Origin of the sequence: Cognatiyoonia koreensis, assembly GCF_900109295.1 — a bacterium.
Taxonomy (GTDB): domain Bacteria; phylum Pseudomonadota; class Alphaproteobacteria; order Rhodobacterales; family Rhodobacteraceae; genus Cognatiyoonia; species Cognatiyoonia koreensis.
On the sequence record NZ_FOIZ01000002.1, the window covers coordinates 1 to 17,816 of the forward strand.

The following is a 17,816-nucleotide window of genomic DNA, read 5'->3' on the forward strand; positions in this document are numbered from 1 at the left end:
GAGCCCTCTGGCATCCTTGTCTGGACGGCGATAATGGCGGACAGTGGGTTGAGATATCTGGACTGTGACCATGCCATTCTGCGACATCACGATCTTTCCCGTAGCTGCAAATGGAAAGGAAGCCTACCTTCGCTTCTCCGAACGCATGGCGAAGATCTACCGCGAGTTCGGAGCGTCACGCGTAACGGATTTCTGGCAGGATGACGACGCCAGCGCCGATGAGAACTTCCACGCCGAAGATGCAATGGCGAACTATGCCGCGGGGAACCTTCCGAACTTCCGAAAACTCGCTGGTGCAGCCGAGGGCGAGACAGTGGTCGTTTCGATCACCGAATGGCCAGACCGCGAGGCTCGAGATCGCGGAATCGAAGCCGTCGTCTCGGACGCGCGCATCCAGGCCACGATGGCGGAAGAGCCAGTTTTCGATGGCAGCAAACTAATAGCCGGTGGATTTACCGTCGAACTCGACATCAGCTGAAGTAGTCAATGTCCGCTTTGTCCGCAAACCAGACATACGCGCTCTATCAAATTACCCCCTTCCCAATCAGCCCGATTCCCCCTATAGCGCAGGCTTCATCGGGCTCGGACACCCTTGGAGGCGGGCCCCTACATTATAGGAATATACTATGGCTGATACGATCCCTGATCTGAACGCCACGGTACGCGCGGGGACAGGCAAGGGGGCCGCCCGCTCTGCTCGCCGTAACGGCGACGTACCTGGCATTGTTTATGGTGGTGGCGCTGATCCACTTCCCATCAACATTGACTTCAACAAATTGCTGACACGCCTGCGCAAGGGCCGTTTCATGTCGACGCTGTTCAACCTCAAGGTTGACGGTCATGATGATGTCCGCGTGATCTGCCGCGGTGTCCAGCGTGACGTTGTCAAGGATCTGCCGACACATATCGACCTGATGCGCCTGAAGCGCACAAGCCGCGTGAAGATCTTCATTCCCGTCAACTTCCTGAACGAAGAAACATGCCCCGGCGTGAAAAAGGGCGGAGTTCTGACCGTTGTGCGCAACGAAATCGAACTTGACGTTCTTGCCGGTGACATTCCCGATCAGATCGAGGTTGATCTTGCCGGTGCTGAAATCGGTGATACCATTTCGATCAGCAGCGTTACGCTGCCAGAGGGTGCGACATCCGTCATCAGCGACCGTGACTTTGTGATCGCCAACATCCAGGCACCACGTGCGCTGGCCGCCGACGATGACGACGAGACCGAAGAAGTTGCAGCCGACGAAGTCCCGACAACGGACGAAGCCGAGGATGGTGGCGAAGAGTAATCTTCCCGCTTTTGACCATTTGAAAGGGCACCCTGACCGGGTGCCCTTTTTGCATGCTGCCACCCCACGGGACGGGTTGTTGTCTGCGCCTGTTGTCTTTTAGAGTGCGCCCATGAAACTGATTGTCGGCCTTGGAAATCCCGGTGCGAAATACGCCCAGAACCGCCATAACATAGGGTTCATGGCCGTGGATCGGATTGTATCCGATCATGGCTTTGGCCCCTGGCGGTCGAAGTTTCAGGGATCTGTCACCGAAGGGCGTTTCGGGTCGGACAAGGTGATCCTGCTCAAGCCTGAAACATTCATGAACCTGTCAGGCCAATCTGTCGGAGAGGCGATGCGTTTTCACAAGCTTGATCCCGCTGATGTCATCGTTTTTCACGACGAACTCGACCTTGCCCCGGGCAAGGTGCGCGTCAAGACAGGTGGTGGTCATGCCGGCCACAACGGTTTGCGGTCGATCCATGGTCATATCGGCCCGGACTACGACCGCGTGCGCATGGGGATCGGGCATCCGGGGCACAAGGATGCGGTGCCGGGGTATGTGTTGCGCGACTTTCCGAAGGCGGATGCCACTTGGCTGGATGATGTCTTGCGTGGGGTCTCGGACGGCATCGCAGACCTTGTTGCGGGTGACAGCGGCAGGTTTTTGAATGCCATCGCGCTGCGTGTGGCCCCGCCGCGATCTTCGACCACCAAGCCGAAACCCCAGCCGGTGCCAGAACCGGAACCCGAGCCGGTTGACGATCGCTCTGCCCTCCAGAAACTGGTGGATCGCTTCAAATGAAGCCCGAAGTCGTCCGTGCGGCATTTCACGAACAAGGAATAGCCTGCGCCAGCCTTGGTTCGCCCTTCATGGCCCGGCTTTGCGCCTTGTTCGGATCGCGTGATTGGCCTGAAGGACGTGTGCGTGACAAAGTCTTTGGCTGGAGCGGTGATTTGTCGCCGCGCGCCCAATCCGTGCCGTTGCGGTTGTGCGGCGGGCTTCATGCGCTAAAGCTGAAGGGCGATGTGACGCTGACTGCTGCCTATCCGCCGCAAGACGTATCTGACGATACGCTTTGGCAGGCTGTCTGCAAGGTCATGGTCGCGCAAGAGGCGTTCCTGACTACGTGGATGGCCAGCCCACCCCAGACCAACGAGGTCCGCCGCTGTGTCACATTGATCCCTGTCGGGCACTATTTGCATGAACGCTTTGGGTTGCCGATCCGCCTGTCCGAACTGGGCGCGAGCGGTGGTTTGAACCTGATGTTTGACCGCTTTGCGCTAAACATTGATGGGCAGGTATTTGGACCGCCCCACCCCGCCGCGCGTCTGACACCGGACTGGTCCGGCCCCCTGCCGCCCGCGCAGGAACCGACCATTGCTGCGCGCGAAGGTGTCGATTTGAACCCGCTTGATCCACACGATCCAGAAGATGCATTGCGCCTGCAGGCCTATCTATGGGCTGACCAGCCTGAACGCATGGCGCTGACGCTGGCGGCGATCAAGGTGGCTAACGCGCCGGTGACACGTGCGGATGCAATCGACTGGTTGGCCAAGCGACTGGACCATGCGCCGGGACAGGCGCACCTGATCTATTCCACCGTCGCGTGGCAGTATTTTCCAGCAGAGAAACAAGTGCTTGGCACGTCCCTGATTTCGGCTGCAGGTGCAAAAGCGACCGAGGACGCGCCGCTGGCCTGGTTCGGGATGGAAAACGACGGGGGCGCGCGTGGTGCCGCGCTAACCTTGCGCATCTGGCCTGGAAACGAAACCAAGGACCTTGGCCGCGCCGATTTTCACGGTCGCTGGGTAGAGTGGAAAGACGAATGAGACGGTGGATTCTGCGCATCCTGCTAGCGCTTGTATTGGCGATTGTCGTGGTCGGCCTGTGGAAACGCGAAGAGATCACGCGATTGATGGCAGTGAACAGCCTGTTCGCGGAAGACCGGATCGTGTCGAACTTCAGCGGTATGGACGATTTGTTTCTGGTCCGCAGCATGTCGCGTGGCGACACGCCGGTGAGTCCGCTGCCAGCGGGTACGCCTGCCGAGATGCCTGCAGGCTACGACCATTGGGTTACTGAGCGGAACGTGACCGCGATGGTCGTGCTGCACGATGGAGCAATCGTATTTGAAGAGTATTATCAAGGCACCGAAGCCGAGGATTTGCGCATCGCCTGGTCGATATCCAAAAGCTGGATGTCTGCGCTTTTCGGCATTCTGGTGGATGAAGGCGCTATCGCCAGTATCGATGATCCTGTCACCCTGTATGCCCCAGCACTGACTGGCACCGCTTATGATGGCGCGCGCATCAAGGACGTCTTGCAGATGTCGTCGGGCGTGGTGTTCGACGAGGACTACTTGGACTTCAATTCGGACATCAACAAGATGGGGCGTGTCATTGCCCTTGGCGGTTCGATGGATGCGTTTGCCGCCGGTCTTCAGGATACGTCGGCCGCACCGGGTGAAGTATGGAAGTACGTGTCGATTGATACCCATGTGCTGAGTATGGTCTTGCGGGGTGCCACAGAACGTTCCTTACCTGAACTGATGACCGAAAAGGTGATCGCTCCGTTGGGTCTTGAGGCTGACCCCTTTTATCTGACGGACGGATATGGCGTTGCCTTCGCCCTTGGCGGGTTGAACCTGCGTACCCGTGACAACGCACGGTTCGCACAGATGTTCGCCAATGGCGGCACATGGCAGGGTCAACAGATCGTCCCTAAAGACTGGGTCGCCGCGTCGACCACCGCAAGCGCCCCCAAGGCGAACGGGATGGGATACGGCTATCAGTGGTGGATGCCAGCAGGTGCGCCACCGGGTGTCTTTCACGGGCAGGGGATTTATGGACAGTATATCTATGTCGATCAGAACCGGAATGTCGTGATTGCCACCAACGCGGCAGACAGGCTGTTTCGTGAAGCGGGCGTTGCCGATCAAAACATGGCGATGTTTGCAGAGATCGCCGCACTTTTTGACGAATGATATTGACGGGTTAGGTTGGTGGTTATGGAAAAAGATCCCTCACTCAATGTTCTTGGCGGCACTTTGGAAAGCTGTTCCACTGATCCGATGACCGGCTTCTTTCGCAACGGGGCTTGCGATACCTGCGCACAGGACGCAGGCAGCCATACCGTTTGCGCAGTGATGACGGCCGAGTTTCTGGCCTTTTCGAAGTACGTCGGTAACGACCTTTCTACACCGCGCCCAGAGTTCGGTTTTGTCGGATTGAAGCCTGGCGATTCTTGGTGTCTTTGCGCGTCCCGCTTCATGCAGGCCCATGAAGAAGGCTGTGCGCCGAAGGTCAATTTGGCCGCAACGCATGTGCGTGCGCTTGAAATTGTCCCCGGCGATGTCCTTGAGCTTTACGACGAAAGTGCTGTCTGAGTTCCGCCTTTTTTTTGCTTTGAATCATTGCACTGTCATAAATTGCGCGCATCATTGAGTCCGCTTTCGCGCTGTTCTTTTCGCGTGGTGCATCGGGGCTCCTTGAGCCGCGCGAGAGAAAAATCTTGCAATGTAAAATCTTCTCTCATCTAATTGTCTGACATTTAGACTTGGTGGCCGTTGCTGGGCGGTTCACACCGCGCACCAAGGATGACGTGGCACAAGGAAGGGCATCCGCTGAAAGACAAATAGGGAAGACGACAAAGATATCTGGGAGGATACACCGTGAACTTGAGACCTGATCCGACGTTTCACGCCACACCGCAACTTGCGATGCAGGCCCCAACCGAGAATTTCGCCTTTACGGTGATGCTCTCGCCTGACGGATCGCAATCCGACGGAATTGCCGTTGTTGATGTGAATCCAAAATCAAAGACGTACGGCCAAATTGTCCACAAGGTGATCGTGCCCAACAAGGGCGATGAATTTCACCACTTTGGCTGGAATGCCTGTTCTTCGTCGCTTTCGCCGTTGACGGGCCATGCCTTTCTGGAGCGCCGCTATCTGATCGTGCCGGGCATCCGGTCGTCCCGCATCTATATCATCGACGTGAAAGAGCCGCTGAAGGCGAAAATCCACAAGATCATCGAACCCGAAGAAGTCTTTGCCAAGACCGGTTATTCGCGCCCCCATACAATCCATTGCGGGCCCGAGGGGATTTATGTCTCTACCCTTGGTGGCGGTGGCGAAGACGGCACTGACGGTCCTCCGGGCATCTTCATCATGGACTGTGAGACCTTCGAAATCATTGGCCGTTATGAAATGGATCGCGGCAAGCAGGACAAGCACTATGATTTCTGGTGGAATTTGCCGCAGGATTACATGGTCAGTTCCGAATGGGGCCTGCCCCCGCAGTTCGAGAATGGCGTTGTCCCCGAAGACTTGCTGTCCAACAAATACGGCCATTCGATCCACTTCTGGGATTTGCGCAAGCGCAAGAACATCCAGACCATTGATTTTGGTGAGAATTATCAGATGGCGCTGGAAATTCGCCCGGCCCATGATCCGGCAAAATCATACGGTTTCTGCGGGGTGGTTGTGGATACCACCAACCTGCAAGGCGCAATCTTTACGTGGTGGCGCGATGACGACGGTACGTGGCAGGCCAAGAAGACGATCACGATTGACCCGCGTCCCGAAAAGCCAGAGAACCTGCCGCCCCTGCTACAGGGTTTCGAGGCTGTGCCGCCACTTGTGACGGACATTGACCTTAGCCTTGATGACCGCTTTCTTTATGTCGCGTGCTGGGGTCTAGGTGAAATGCACCAGTACGATGTCAGTGATCCGATGAACCCCAAGCTGGCAGGCAAGGTCGAACTGGGCGGAATTGCCAAGGGTACCAAACACGTGAACGGCAAACCCTTTGCCTATGGTCCGCAGATGGTCGAGATCAGCCGTGATGGCGAGCGCGTCTATTGGACCAACTCGCTTTATTCCACGTGGGACGACCAGTTCTATCCCGACGATGAAGGCGGCCAGATGGTCATGGCGCGGGTTGGCAAGGATGGTGGGTTGACGCTCGACAAGGATTTCTATGTCGACTTTCCGAAAGGATTGCGGTCGCACCAGATCAGGTTGGAAGGCGGCGACTGTTCGACCGACAGTTTCTGCTATCCAAACGTCTAGGCGATGGATCCGACAACATCGATGATGGCCCTTTGGGGGGCCGTCGTCCTGTCCGGTCTGTATCACGGACTGAACCCTGGCATGGGCTGGCCGCTTGCTGTGTCGGCCGCCTTGTTCGAGCGTAAGTCAGCCGCCCTGCCCCGTGCATTGGTCTGGCTGGCGTTCGGCCATTTCGTTGCGATGGCCGCGATTCTGCTGCCGTTTTCGATGATGTTCGTGCTGGTCGATTTTGCGTCCGAAATCAGGATCGGAGCCGGTTTGCTGGTGATCGCGTTAGGCGTCTACCTATTGATCAATCGCAGGCATCCGCGCTTTCTGGCCCGCGTCAAGCCAAGCAAGCTTGGCCTTTGGTCATTTCTGGCTGCGATGGCGCATGGTGCCGGTTTGATGCTGGTGCCGATCTATCTGGGCATCTGTGCGGCGGATCAACTGGAAGGCGGGCACAAGGCCGCTGGCATCCTGATGTCGTCGAACATTGGCGTCGCTTTCGCAGTGGCAACCACCCATACGCTGGCCATGACGATAGCGGGCGGAGCGCTGGCCGCGGGCATGTATTTCTGGCTGGGTATGCAGTTCCTGTCGCGGTCCTGGTTCAACCTGGACGTGGTCTGGGCGCTGAGCCTGATTGGCGTCGGCACCTTAGGGATCACGCTGGGACATTAGCGCCGAAGACCCGATTCTTCGCAAAAGAAAAGCCTGCCCCAAGGGGACAGGCTGACACTATGTGGCAGTGTTTCAAGTGATCAAAGACGATTGGTCAAGCCTTAATTGTCGTCGTCATCATCGTCGTCATCGTCGTCATCGTCGTCATCATTGTCATCATCGTCGTCGTCTTCATCTTCGTCGTCATCGTCGTCTTCGTCTTCGTCTTCGTCGTCGCGATCATCGTCTTCGTCACGATCTTGATCATCGTCGTCATCGTCGTCATCGCGACCCTGATCTTCGTTGTCATCTTCGCCTTGATCGTCGTCATCGTCTTCACGATCTTGATCGTCATCATCATCGTCGCGGCTATCGCGGCCTTGGTCATCATCATCGTCATTTGCGTTGCTGCGCGGCTTACGACGATCCCCGCGATCATCATTGTCATCTTCATCTTCATCGTCCGCACTGGTCCGACGATTGCTGTCGTTATCATTGCCAGAAGAGTCTTCTGACAATTCTGCAACTGTTACGGAGCGGTCACCGTTGCGATCGCTTTTGGCAACAAGTGCGTCGGCACCTGCTGTACCAAACGTTGCTACCAGTTCTGCGTAGCTCAGCACGTTGTCGCCATTTGCATCAATCGTGGAGAAGTTCGTTTGCGACGTTGCCTGTGTTGCCAGAAGCGCCATCACAGCAGTCGAAGAAGAGAGTAATTTAAGCACAAGTCATCCTTTCAGTGGACGCAATGCAGGAAACATCACGTTTTTCACATGTATGGCGACAAATGTGGTCACAAAGCGGCTAAAGCTGGATTTTTTTTCAGAATCGCTTAATAAATCGGCGAAAACCTGAATCCATCAGGCAAATTTGCCCATTTCAAAGCCGAGGTGCTTGGCGACGGTAAAGATGTCTTTATCCCCACGGCCGCACATATTCATCACCAGCAAGTGGTCCTTGGGCAGGTCTGGCGCGATCTTCATGACGTGCGCAAGCGCGTGGGATGGTTCGAGCGCCGGGATGATGCCTTCGAGTTCACAGCAAAGCTGGAAGGCTTCCAGCGCTTCCTTGTCAGTGATTGAGACGTATTTCGCCCGACCGATTTCGTGCAGCCATGAATGTTCTGGCCCAATACCGGGATAGTCGAGCCCGGCGGAGATCGAAAAACCTTCGAGGATCTGGCCGTCGTCATCTTGCAGCAGATATGTCCGGTTGCCGTGCAACACGCCCGGGCGACCGCCGGTCAGTGAGGCGCAATGCTCCATCTTGGCATTCACGCCTTTGCCGCCTGCCTCGACCCCGATGATGTTGACGTCTTTGTCGTCAAGGAATGGGTAGAACAGCCCCATCGCGTTCGAGCCACCGCCGATGGCGGCAATGATCGTATCCGGCAGACGCCCTTCTGCGGCTTGCATCTGTTCCTTTGTTTCCTTGCCGATGATCGCCTGAAAGTCGCGGACCATCGCAGGATAAGGGTGCGGACCCGCCACTGTGCCGATGCAATAGAACGTATCCCGCACGTTTGTGACCCAGTCCCGCAGAGCGTCGTTCATCGCGTCCTTGAGCGTGCCACGCCCAGATGTGACCGGCACGACCTCTGCCCCCAGAAGACGCATGCGGAACACGTTCGGGGCCTGCCGTTCGACATCATGTGCGCCCATGTAGACGATGCATTTCAGCCCGAATTTGGCACAAACCGTTGCCGTTGCGACCCCGTGCTGACCAGCCCCTGTTTCAGCAATGATCCGGGTCTTGCCCATGCGACGGGCGAGGATGATCTGGCCGAGTACGTTGTTGATCTTGTGTGCGCCGGTATGGTTGAGTTCATCACGCTTGAGGTAAATCTTGGCCCCGCCCAGCCGTTCGGTCAGACGTTCGGCATGATACAGCGGCGACGGGCGACCGACGTAGTGGGTCCAGAGGTCGTGCATCTCGGCCCAGAACGACTCGTCCGTTTTTGCATTCTCGTACTGTTCCTCCAGTTCGAGGATCAGCGGCATCAACGTTTCACTGACAAAACGCCCACCAAAATCACCGAACCGTCCTTTTTCGTCGGGGCCGGTCATGAAGGAATTGAAGAGATCGTTTGCCATGGGTCCGCTTTCAACTTTTCTGTCGGTAAGCACTAGCCCGAACCGGCAGAAGGGTAAAGTGATAGAGGGTCGCACGATGGCCAGCCGAAAGGGGTCAGCCCGCTTGGGTTGCTGCCTTGCAGAACGCTGCCATCAGCTGGGCATCCTTTACGCCCGGCGCGCTTTCGACACCTGATGCGACATCGACCTGTTTTGCGCCTGTCAGCCGGATCGCGTCAGCCACGTTGTCGGGCGTCAGGCCGCCCGCAAGCATCCAGGGGGTTGTCCAGTATTTGCGGTTTGCCAGAAGCGTCCAGTCGAAGGCCACACCGTTGCCGCCCGGCAGGACCGCGTCCTTTGGCGGTTTGGCGTCGACCATGATCTGATCGGCAACCGTGCTGTACGTGTCTATGGCGTCCAGATCAGCGGCGGTGGAGATCCCCAGCACTTTCATGACCGGCAGGCCATAGCGGGTCCGGATTTCGGCCACACGGTCAGGCGTTTCGCTGCCGTGCAGTTGCAGGATATCCACTGGCACTTGTGCTGTCAGGGAGTCAAGCGTGGCGTCATCGGCGTTCACGACCAAGGCGACCTTGGCAATGCCCACGGGTGTTTCGATTGCCAGATCGCGCGCGTCGGCGAATGATACAAAGCGCGGAGATTTTGGGAAGAAATTCAGCCCGATGTAGTTCGCACCTGCACGGGCTGCTGCATTCACGTCTTCGATTGTCCGCAGACCGCAGATCTTGACCCTTACATCAGTGGACATGATCCTAGCGTGCGTCGATCAGGGCGAGGATATCGTCGCCGTTCTCTTGCGCTTTGGATGCGCGCAAATCAGCAACTTCGCGCTTGAGTGCCTCTGCCTCGCGGGTCTTGGCGCGCGCGTCAGAGCGAATGCGATGTTCACGCACCCATTCCCAGAGAAAACCGATCATCAGGCCTGCCGCAACGCCGATAAAGATCACGACGAACAGCGGCAATTGCACGTCTGGCGAAATGTTCAGCAGGTTGCTGATCGCTTCAGGCATGGCACGCACAGTGACCATCGCTGTGTTCCCGAGACCGACAAGGATCAGGCACAGCGCAACGATAGCCCAGAACGCGTAACGAATGGTTTTCATGGTTGCCTCTTAATGACCGTTCAGTCGGTCACGTAGCAGTTTGCCCGTCTTGAAGAAAGGCACGTGTTTTTCTTCGACCTGCACCGCTTCGCCGGTGCGCGGGTTGCGACCGGTCCGCTGGTCGCGCTTCTTGACCGAGAACGCACCAAAGCCGCGCAGTTCGACACGGTCACCATTGGACATGGCACCGGTAATTTCTTCGAAGATGGTATTCACGATGCGTTCGACGTCTCGTTGATACAGGTGCGGGTTTTCGTCTGCGATTTTTTGAATCAACTCAGAACGGATCATAGGGGCCCCCCAGGACATGTTTCACGCGCGGCAGCACATCTTGCCGACTATACGCACAAACCTACGCGCGTTGAATAGCATGACAACGACCTTTTTCAGCCAAAATTGAAAAACTTTGGCCAAAGTTGGGGTGGCAAGCCCTTGATTAAGGATACCTTTTCAGATGTTGCGCGCGCCGCACCCCAATTTGCGCCCGCCGCATCACGACCGATTCGGGGGCAATCACGCATGTTCCTCGAACGCCCAATGGAACAAGAGCAGCGTTGGAGGGTTCTTTCGCTGACAAAACAGGAGCCAAACCATGACCACCGAGCACGCCCGTTTCTGGGAGATTATTTCCGGCATGACCGCAGCGATGGTCACAACCCACGACGGCACCGTTATCCGCGCCCGCCCCATGGCCGCGTTCATTGATGAAGATGCGCGCACGATCCGCTTCGTCACCGACAACGACAGCCACAAGATCGACGAGCTTTGCCGCGACAATAATCTTTGCCTGAGCTTTGCTGACGAAAAGAAGATGCTTTACGCGTCTGTTTCGGGAACCGGCCACGTCAGCCATGACCGCGACCTGATCAAGAAACTTTGGGGCCCGTATTGCGATGTATTCTTTTCCGGTGGTGCCGAAAACGCGGATGTCGCCGTGATCACGATTGATCCGTCACAGGCCGAATACTGGGACAACGACAAGGGCGCGGTCTCGATGGCGGTCGAAATGACGAAGGCCTATTTCAGCGACCATGGTCCCAATCTTGGTGATAATGCCAAACTGTCAATGTGACCGGACCCAGTCGCCCCGGACATGCAAAAAGCCCCGCTGTTTCCAGCGGGGCTTTTGATTTTGCGAACCTGACGAAAATGTTTATTCGTCGCCCTTGAGTGCTGCACCAAGGATATCGCCAAGCGATGCGCCGGAGTCGGATGAACCGAACTGTTCGACGGCTTCTTTTTCTTCTGCGATTTCGCGTGCCTTGATCGAGAGACCCAGCTTGCGGGTCTTGGAATCGATGTTGGTGACGCGAACGTCGACCTTGTCACCGACGCCAAAACGCTCTGGACGCTGTTCGGCACGGTCACGGGACAAGTCGGAACGACGGATGAACGACTTCATGCCTTCGTATTCTACCTCGATGCCGCCGTCTTCGATCTTGGTCACCTCGACGGTGATGATCGAACCGCGCTTTACGCCGCCAATTGCGTCAGCGAACGGATCACCGTCCAGCGCCTTGATGGAAAGCGAGATACGCTCTTTCTCGACGTCGACTTCGGCAACCTTGGCTTTTACGATGTCGCCCTTGCGGAAATCACCGATGACGTCTTCGCCACGGCCTTCCCATGTCAGGTCGGACAGGTGAACCATGCCGTCGATGTCGCCTTCGAGGCCAACAAACAGACCGAATTCGGTGATGTTTTTGACTTCGCCTTCAACCTCGGTCCCCTCGGGGTGGGTTTCGGCAAAGACTTCCCATGGGTTGCGCATGGTCTGCTTGAGACCAAGAGAAACGCGACGCTTTGCAGAGTCGATTTCCAGAACCATGACTTCGACTTCCTGAGAGGTCGATACGATCTTGCCCGGGTGTACGTTCTTCTTTGTCCAGGACATTTCGGAAACGTGCACCAGACCTTCGACGCCTGGTTCCAGTTCAACAAATGCGCCGTAGTCGGTGATGTTGGTCACGCGGCCCATGTGCACGGAATCAAGTGTGTACTTGGCTTCGACTGCGTCCCATGGATCGGCCTGCAGCTGCTTCATGCCAAGGCTGATACGGTGTGTTTCCTTGTTGATCTTGATGACCTGCACCTTGATCGTTTCACCGATGGTAAGGATTTCAGACGGGTGGTTCACACGGCGCCACGCCATGTCGGTCACGTGCAGAAGCCCGTCAACGCCACCAAGGTCAACGAACGCACCGTATTCGGTGATGTTCTTGACCACGCCGTCAACTTCCTGACCTTCAGTCAGGTTGCCAATAACTTCGGCACGTTGTTCAGCACGGGATTCTTCAAGGATCGCACGGCGGGATACAACGATGTTGCCACGGCGACGGTCCATCTTGAGGATCTGGAACGGCTGCTTGAGACCCATCAGTGGGCCAGCATCGCGCACGGGGCGCACATCGACCTGCGAGCCGGGAAGGAACGCAACAGCGCCGCCCAGATCAACAGTAAAGCCGCCTTTGACGCGGCCGAAGATGGCACCGTCAACACGTTCTTCGTCAGCATAGGCTTTTTCGAGACGATCCCATGCTTCTTCGCGGCGGGCCATCTCGCGAGAGATAACTGCTTCGCCACGGGCGTTCTCAACCTGACGCAGGAACACTTCGACAGTGTCGCCAACGTTGATTTCAGCGTCTTCGCCGGGATTTGCAAATTCTTTCAGATCAACGCGGCCTTCCATTTTGTAGCCGACGTCGATGATGGCTTGTCCCGCTTCGATTGCGATGACCTTGCCTTTGACAACTGATCCCTCGGAGGGCGTGTCAATTTCGAAGCTTTCGTTCAAGAGTGCTTCAAACTCTTCCATTGTGTTAGCCATGTGGCAGATTTTTCCTAATCTAGTTTTTATACGGGCCGTGCGGTTGTCTCCGCCGGTCTTTGGATTTCAGTTGGTCAATGGCCAAGGGGCCGAAAAATAACAGGGCTGGTGAAACACCAACCCCGCTCAAGTCCCTCGTCCGCGCCTGTCTCGACGCTTAGACACGGCGGCGTATAGGGTATGGAAAACCATAAGGCAAGGCTGTTTGCCCTTCAAAACAGGCGTTCTGCCGCCGCAAATCCCCCCAAAAGAGTGGTGAGGAAAACCCGACCGTCCGGTTTTCCTGACTGTCAGAGCGCAAACCGGTCGCGATAGGTCTGCCGTATTCTCTCATTTCAGAGATGTCCAACACGCCCGACACGTTTGCGGGCTTTTGAATTACGAGCAAAAACAAGGATTTGATAATGGAATTGAAAACACAGATCAAAGAACTGACATTGAAGGCAGACACCGACCTGTCCGCGACGATGGACGCCGGTGAGTTGGCAAAGCTGATTGCAGAATCCGCTTATCTGGAAGCTGCCGCAAAGGCCGGTGTTGACCCCAACACGGCACTTGATGCCCTGCTTGGCACCCCTGATGCCTTTGCAGCCATGCTGGAAGGTCATGGAGAAACCGCTTTCGACCTGGTCGATGCAGGCCGTTTTGGCGATCAGTTCGATCATGGCTTTGGGCTGGATCAGACAGGCACAGGTCCCGATTTTGGCGGCGGTCTTGGCGGTCAGGGCACGCTGTTTGATGGCGGCGAACAGGGCCATGTCGTGGACAGCAAGGGCAATGCCCTGCCCGGCCCGGACGAGTCGCAACAGAACGGAAGCGGCCCGATCGACATCTTCAACACGCCTCGTCCTGACGGCCAGAATGACGGTGATCCCCATTACAACGAAAAAGGTGAGATCGACGGCATGTGGAAGGGCGGGAAGCACACCATTCTGGTTGAGCCCCGCTATGACGCGGACGGCAACCTTGTCGGATGGGAACATCACAACGGCACCTATGAAAGCGTCGAAGACCTGAAAAATGGGGGCAATGACGGCAACGGAACCGATGGCACGGATGGATCAACCGGCACAGATGGCGGCGATGGCAATTCCGGGTCTGATGGTGGCGACGGCAGCACTGGAACGGACGGGAGTGACGGAAACACCGGGTCCGACGGTGGCGATGGTAGCACCGGCACGGACGGCAATAATGGCAACACGGGCACCGATGGAAAGGATGGCGAAAATGGCGGAGAAACTGGTCCGGAAGACAAGACAGGGCAAACCACAACCACACCGGCCGACGGCGAAGGCTGCGGTGGCGAGGATGATTTGCCAGATCACTTTGACTTCGGGTCGGATGACGACGACGACGCGCCTGACGATGGCCTTGGCGGCCTGACCCAACCCGGCGTTCTGGGTGTAGGCGGATCGGGCGATGGGGTTGTGACGGTGCAAGGCCCCGGTTACGGCCTGACACAGCCTGCGGCTGACTACGTAGATGCGAATGTGACACTGAATCCAGAACTGCTGGATCCGACCTATGGCCTGACCCAGCCGGGCCTGGATGGCGATGGCGGCATGTTTGCCGCAGTGGACGATTTCCTGTTCTGATGAAAGATCAGGGTTCGGCCATGCGCCGGGCCCTGAATGTCGGCTCTTGCACTTTGCGGGCGCATTGTTGGATATGGTACAATACGCTGTTGCCGCATTAACGATTGGACCGTCTCAGGTGTGATCACTAAGTTGAACGCTGCGTTCACAGACACCGAAAAATGGACCCATGCGCACACTGTTTATCTGGCTTCTTTGCCATCTGGTTGTTGTTGCTGCGTCTCCTGTTGTCTGGACGGGCGTCGCTGATGGTTATGTTGGCGACAGTTTCTGGACCCTGTCGGATGTGGGGCAGATCGGCGTGATCGCCATCTGTCTTTCCGGTTTGCTGACGGTCGCAACGGTGAATGCGTGGAAAACACTGGCCATTCTGCGGATGAGTCACCATCGCTGGCGCATTTCGGTCTGGCTGCTTGACGTTGTTCTTGGGCTTGGCGTTTTTGCCATTGCCTACGTGCTGTCACCGCAGGTCTTTTACAGCTTCTATCAGCAGCTTTTTCCCAGTTTGCCCGATCAATGGGTGATCGACAGTGCGGCCAACTGGACCAAGCTGCTAAAGGTTACCAGTCCCCGGCATGGGGCCAGTCTGTCGGACCACATTGCCGGGATTGCGATGGGTGGGATCGTTCTGTTCACCGCGTATCTGCACCGTCGCTAGATATCCTGCCCTTTTTCAAGCAGGTCCTCCAACAACTTGCGCTGGAGCGCGCCGGAGTCACCGGCCCCGAATTGCGCCGCCCCACCGGTAAAAAGCGTGCCATAGGTGTTGGCGATATTCACGGTTTGGGCGATCCCGGAAATCAGCTGGTCTTTTTCGAGTGGCGAGAGCGGGTGGATGAAGACGCCCCACAGGCGATCACCTGCAATGGCATAGCGTGCATCGAGTGCCGTATCAAAGTTTGCCTGCATCACGCGCAGCATTTCTTCGGGCGTCATCTCTGTTGCGGCACGGATTGGCACCATGGCCCGCATCCGGTCGGCCCGCACGTCCATTACGATCAGGACCGGCACGTCGTCGACCGTAAATTCGATCCCGTTGGCCGTGATCTGCGCCTCTGCATCCAGTGCCAGCACGATTTCGGCCATGCGCGGTGCCGTCATTGCAGGTTCTGACTCTTGGGCGGTAAGCGTAACAGGAAAAAGGCAGAGGGTCAGGGCAAGTGTGCGCAGCATCAGGGTCTCCTTCGTTTGGCGCAAGTTTAGCCATGATGCGCTGTAACAGGGAGCCACAATGGTGTGACTAGGCAGTGCGCGCCTTTTCAATAAGCGCAACCGCCTGTGCGACTGCGTCATCAATGCTGAGATCTGTGGTGTCGATCACGATCGCATCTTCCGCCGGGATCAGGGGTGCGGTCGCACGTTCCCTGTCGCGCTTGTCGCGGGCTTCGACGTCCGCCAGGACCCCGTCGCGCGTCGCGCTTGAGTCTTTCGGCTGAAGTTCGAGAAAGCGCCGCTCTGCCCGGCAGGCGGCACTTGCCGTGACAAAGAGTTTTACATCTGCATCCGGGCAAATCACCGTGCCGATGTCGCGACCGTCGAGAACGGCACCACCGTCGCGTTTTGCGAAATCCTGCTGGAATTGCACAAGCGCGCGGCGCACCTCCGGGTTGACCGCCACCTTGCTTGCGGCCTGCGCGACAGCAGATGTGCGCAGCGTTTCGGGATCAAGATCCGCACTTGTCAGTGATGTTGCCGCTGCAATTTCGTCAGAGCCCTTCAGCACCTTTGCCCCGACAGCGCGATAGAGCAGCCCAGTATCGAGGTGCGCAAAACCAAAATGCGCCGCGACAGCCTTTGACACCGTACCCTTGCCTGCTGCGGCTGGGCCGTCGATGGCCACTACAAATTTCATGTATTGGACCGGACGATCTGTGCGCCAAGGTCGGCCATAAGTGTTTCGAAAATCGGGAACGATGTCGCAATTGGTGAACCGTCGTCGACGGAGACCGGTTTTTGCGTTGCCATGCCCAGGATCATGAACGACATGGCAATACGGTGATCAAGCTGGCTTTCCACGGTCGCCCCGCCGGGGACATTCCCATGACCAAGGCCTGTGACCTTCCACCAATCCGGCCCTTCATCAACCGTGAGTCCGGCTGCACGCAGGCCTTTGGCCATCGCGTCGATCCGGTCGCTTTCCTTGACGCGCAGTTCCTTGACGCCCTGCATGTCCGTCACGCCTTCGGCAAATGCCGCGACGACGGACAGGACCGGGTATTCGTCGATCATTGACGCCGCGCGTTCGGGTGGCACGGCGATGCCTTTCAAATCAGGCGAGTAACGTGCGCGCAGGTCGGCGACGGGTTCGCCACCTTCTTCGCGCATGTTTTCGTATTCCAGATCGGCACCCATTTCGCGCAATGTCGTGAACAATCCAGCGCGCGTAGGGTTAAGTCCGATGTTCGGCACCAGCACGTCTGAGCCCGGCACAATGAGCGCCGCACAGACCGGAAACGCGGCAGAGGACGGATCGCGCGGCACTGCGATGGTTTGCGGTTGTAATTCGGGCTGGCCTTGTAGCGTGATGACCCGCCCTTCGTCGGTTTCGACGACATCCACGTTTGCGCCGAACCCGGCCAACATCCGTTCGGTGTGATCGCGTGTGGCTTCTTTTTCGATGACGATTGTTTCGCCGGGCGCGTTCAGCCCTGCCAACAGTACGGCGGATTTGACCTGCGCTGACGGGACCGGCACCACATAGCGCACAGGCACCGGATCGACGGCACCAACAAGGGTCATGGGCAGACGTCCGCCTTCGCGCCCGACCGCTTGCGTTCCGAATAGCGCGAGTGGGTCCGTGACCCGCCCCATCGGACGCCCGTTCAGTGACGCATCCCCCGTGAATGTCACCGTGATTGGCGTCGTCGCCATCGCGCCCATAATCAACCGCACCCCAGTGCCGGAGTTGCCGCAGTCGATCACTTGGTCGGGTTCGCCAAACCCACCGACGCCGACGCCCTGCACCGACCATGCACCGTCACCGTGGTTTGTCACCGTCGCCCCGAAGGCGCGCATCGCCTTGGCGGTATCGAGCACGTCTTCGCCTTCCAGCAGTCCAGTAATTTCTGTTCGCCCGACAGCCAGCGCGCCAAGGATCAAAGCGCGATGCGAGATCGATTTGTCACCGGGTACCCGCGCTGTACCTTGCAATGGACCGCACGGGCGGGACGTCATGGGAATGGGGGTGCCGTGGCCTGACATCTTCTCTCT

At 57.3% G+C, this 17,816-nt stretch carries 20 protein-coding genes; 11 read left to right on the forward strand and 9 right to left on the reverse strand.

The genetic code is table 11. The annotated features are described in order from the left end of the window. Positions 1–70 precede the first annotated feature (70 nt). The 8 genes from BMY44_RS11705 to BMY44_RS11740 all read left to right on the forward strand — a co-directional run bounded on the left by BMY44_RS11705 (position 71) and on the right by BMY44_RS11740 (position 7,009). Positions 71–478, forward strand: a complete 408-nt coding sequence (locus BMY44_RS11705) for a DUF1428 domain-containing protein (protein WP_089994915.1) — start codon at positions 71–73, stop codon at positions 476–478. A 148-nt stretch (positions 479–626) separates the two neighbouring features. Beyond that, positions 627–1,289, forward strand: coding sequence for a 50S ribosomal protein L25/general stress protein Ctc (locus tag BMY44_RS11710; protein WP_089994918.1), 663 nt, complete (start codon positions 627–629; stop codon positions 1,287–1,289). 112 nt (positions 1,290–1,401) lie between these two features. Next, complete coding sequence (gene pth, locus BMY44_RS11715; protein WP_089994920.1) at positions 1,402–2,076, forward strand: aminoacyl-tRNA hydrolase; 675 nt, start codon at positions 1,402–1,404, stop codon at positions 2,074–2,076. Beyond that, positions 2,073–3,104, forward strand: coding sequence for a DUF2332 domain-containing protein (locus BMY44_RS11720; RefSeq protein ID WP_089994923.1), 1,032 nt, complete (start codon positions 2,073–2,075; stop codon positions 3,102–3,104). Before pth ends, BMY44_RS11720 begins: the two co-directional genes overlap by 4 nt. Further along, positions 3,101–4,258, forward strand: coding sequence for a serine hydrolase domain-containing protein (locus BMY44_RS11725; protein WP_089994926.1), 1,158 nt, complete (start codon positions 3,101–3,103; stop codon positions 4,256–4,258). Before BMY44_RS11720 ends, BMY44_RS11725 begins: the two co-directional genes overlap by 4 nt. A 24-nt stretch (positions 4,259–4,282) precedes the next feature. Next, the gene (locus BMY44_RS11730) at positions 4,283–4,660 is read left to right on the forward strand and encodes a DUF2237 family protein (protein WP_089994929.1); all 378 of its coding nucleotides are present in this window, start codon (positions 4,283–4,285) and stop codon (positions 4,658–4,660) included. A gap of 285 nt (positions 4,661–4,945) precedes the next feature. Next, positions 4,946–6,346 carry a selenium-binding protein SBP56-related protein gene (locus BMY44_RS11735; RefSeq protein WP_089994932.1) on the forward strand — a complete coding sequence of 467 codons (1,401 nt, stop codon included), beginning with the start codon at positions 4,946–4,948 and terminating at the stop codon, positions 6,344–6,346. Positions 6,347–6,349: 3 nt separating this feature from the next. Continuing rightward, complete coding sequence (locus BMY44_RS11740; RefSeq protein ID WP_089994935.1) at positions 6,350–7,009, forward strand: hypothetical protein; 660 nt, start codon at positions 6,350–6,352, stop codon at positions 7,007–7,009. A gap of 101 nt (positions 7,010–7,110) precedes the next feature. Here the strand turns inward: BMY44_RS11740 and BMY44_RS18220 are convergent, their stop codons facing one another. From BMY44_RS18220 to ihfB, 5 genes are all read right to left on the reverse strand, one after another. Further along, entirely contained in the window at positions 7,111–7,713 is a 603-nt protein-coding gene (locus tag BMY44_RS18220) for an EF-hand domain-containing protein (RefSeq protein WP_165611836.1), read from the reverse strand. A gap of 135 nt (positions 7,714–7,848) precedes the next feature. After that, on the reverse strand, positions 7,849–9,081 hold the full coding sequence (gene trpB, locus BMY44_RS11750) for a tryptophan synthase subunit beta (RefSeq protein ID WP_089994941.1): 1,233 nt from the start codon (positions 9,079–9,081) through the stop codon (positions 7,849–7,851). A gap of 94 nt (positions 9,082–9,175) precedes the next feature. Next, entirely contained in the window at positions 9,176–9,829 is a 654-nt protein-coding gene (locus tag BMY44_RS11755) for a phosphoribosylanthranilate isomerase (RefSeq protein WP_089994943.1), read from the reverse strand. A gap of 4 nt (positions 9,830–9,833) precedes the next feature. After that, positions 9,834–10,184: a lipopolysaccharide assembly protein LapA domain-containing protein gene (locus BMY44_RS11760; RefSeq protein ID WP_089994947.1), complete on the reverse strand. Its 351-nt coding sequence runs from the start codon at positions 10,182–10,184 to the stop codon at positions 9,834–9,836. A gap of 9 nt (positions 10,185–10,193) precedes the next feature. After that, entirely contained in the window at positions 10,194–10,475 is a 282-nt protein-coding gene (ihfB, locus tag BMY44_RS11765; protein ID WP_089994950.1) for an integration host factor subunit beta, read from the reverse strand. A gap of 301 nt (positions 10,476–10,776) precedes the next feature. Between ihfB and BMY44_RS11770 the strand changes: the two genes are divergently transcribed. Next, positions 10,777–11,256 (forward strand): pyridoxamine 5'-phosphate oxidase family protein, encoded by a 480-nt coding sequence (locus BMY44_RS11770; protein WP_089994954.1) that lies wholly within the window; start codon positions 10,777–10,779, stop codon positions 11,254–11,256. An 81-nt stretch (positions 11,257–11,337) separates the two neighbouring features. Here BMY44_RS11770 and rpsA read toward each other — a convergent pair whose 3' ends face one another. After that, positions 11,338–12,999 carry a 30S ribosomal protein S1 gene (gene rpsA, locus BMY44_RS11775; protein ID WP_089994957.1) on the reverse strand — a complete coding sequence of 554 codons (1,662 nt, stop codon included), beginning with the start codon at positions 12,997–12,999 and terminating at the stop codon, positions 11,338–11,340. Between the two features lie 416 nt (positions 13,000–13,415). Between rpsA and BMY44_RS18100 the strand changes: the two genes are divergently transcribed. Further along, the gene (locus BMY44_RS18100; protein ID WP_131801604.1) at positions 13,416–14,606 is read left to right on the forward strand and encodes a hypothetical protein; all 1,191 of its coding nucleotides are present in this window, start codon (positions 13,416–13,418) and stop codon (positions 14,604–14,606) included. 169 nt (positions 14,607–14,775) lie between these two features. Then, positions 14,776–15,264 carry a hypothetical protein gene (locus BMY44_RS11785; RefSeq protein WP_089994960.1) on the forward strand — a complete coding sequence of 163 codons (489 nt, stop codon included), beginning with the start codon at positions 14,776–14,778 and terminating at the stop codon, positions 15,262–15,264. Here BMY44_RS11785 and BMY44_RS11790 read toward each other — a convergent pair. From BMY44_RS11790 to aroA, 3 genes are all read right to left on the reverse strand, one after another. Further along, entirely contained in the window at positions 15,261–15,779 is a 519-nt protein-coding gene (locus BMY44_RS11790) for a hypothetical protein (RefSeq protein ID WP_089994963.1), read from the reverse strand. The genes BMY44_RS11785 and BMY44_RS11790 overlap by 4 nt on opposite strands. Positions 15,780–15,846: 67 nt before the next feature. Then, positions 15,847–16,458, reverse strand: a complete 612-nt coding sequence (locus BMY44_RS11795; RefSeq protein WP_089994967.1) for a (d)CMP kinase — start codon at positions 16,456–16,458, stop codon at positions 15,847–15,849. Beyond that, positions 16,455–17,807, reverse strand: coding sequence for a 3-phosphoshikimate 1-carboxyvinyltransferase (gene aroA / locus BMY44_RS11800; RefSeq protein WP_089994970.1), 1,353 nt, complete (start codon positions 17,805–17,807; stop codon positions 16,455–16,457). The genes BMY44_RS11795 and aroA overlap by 4 nt, the downstream gene beginning before the upstream one ends. Between the last annotated feature and the right edge of the window lie 9 nt (positions 17,808–17,816).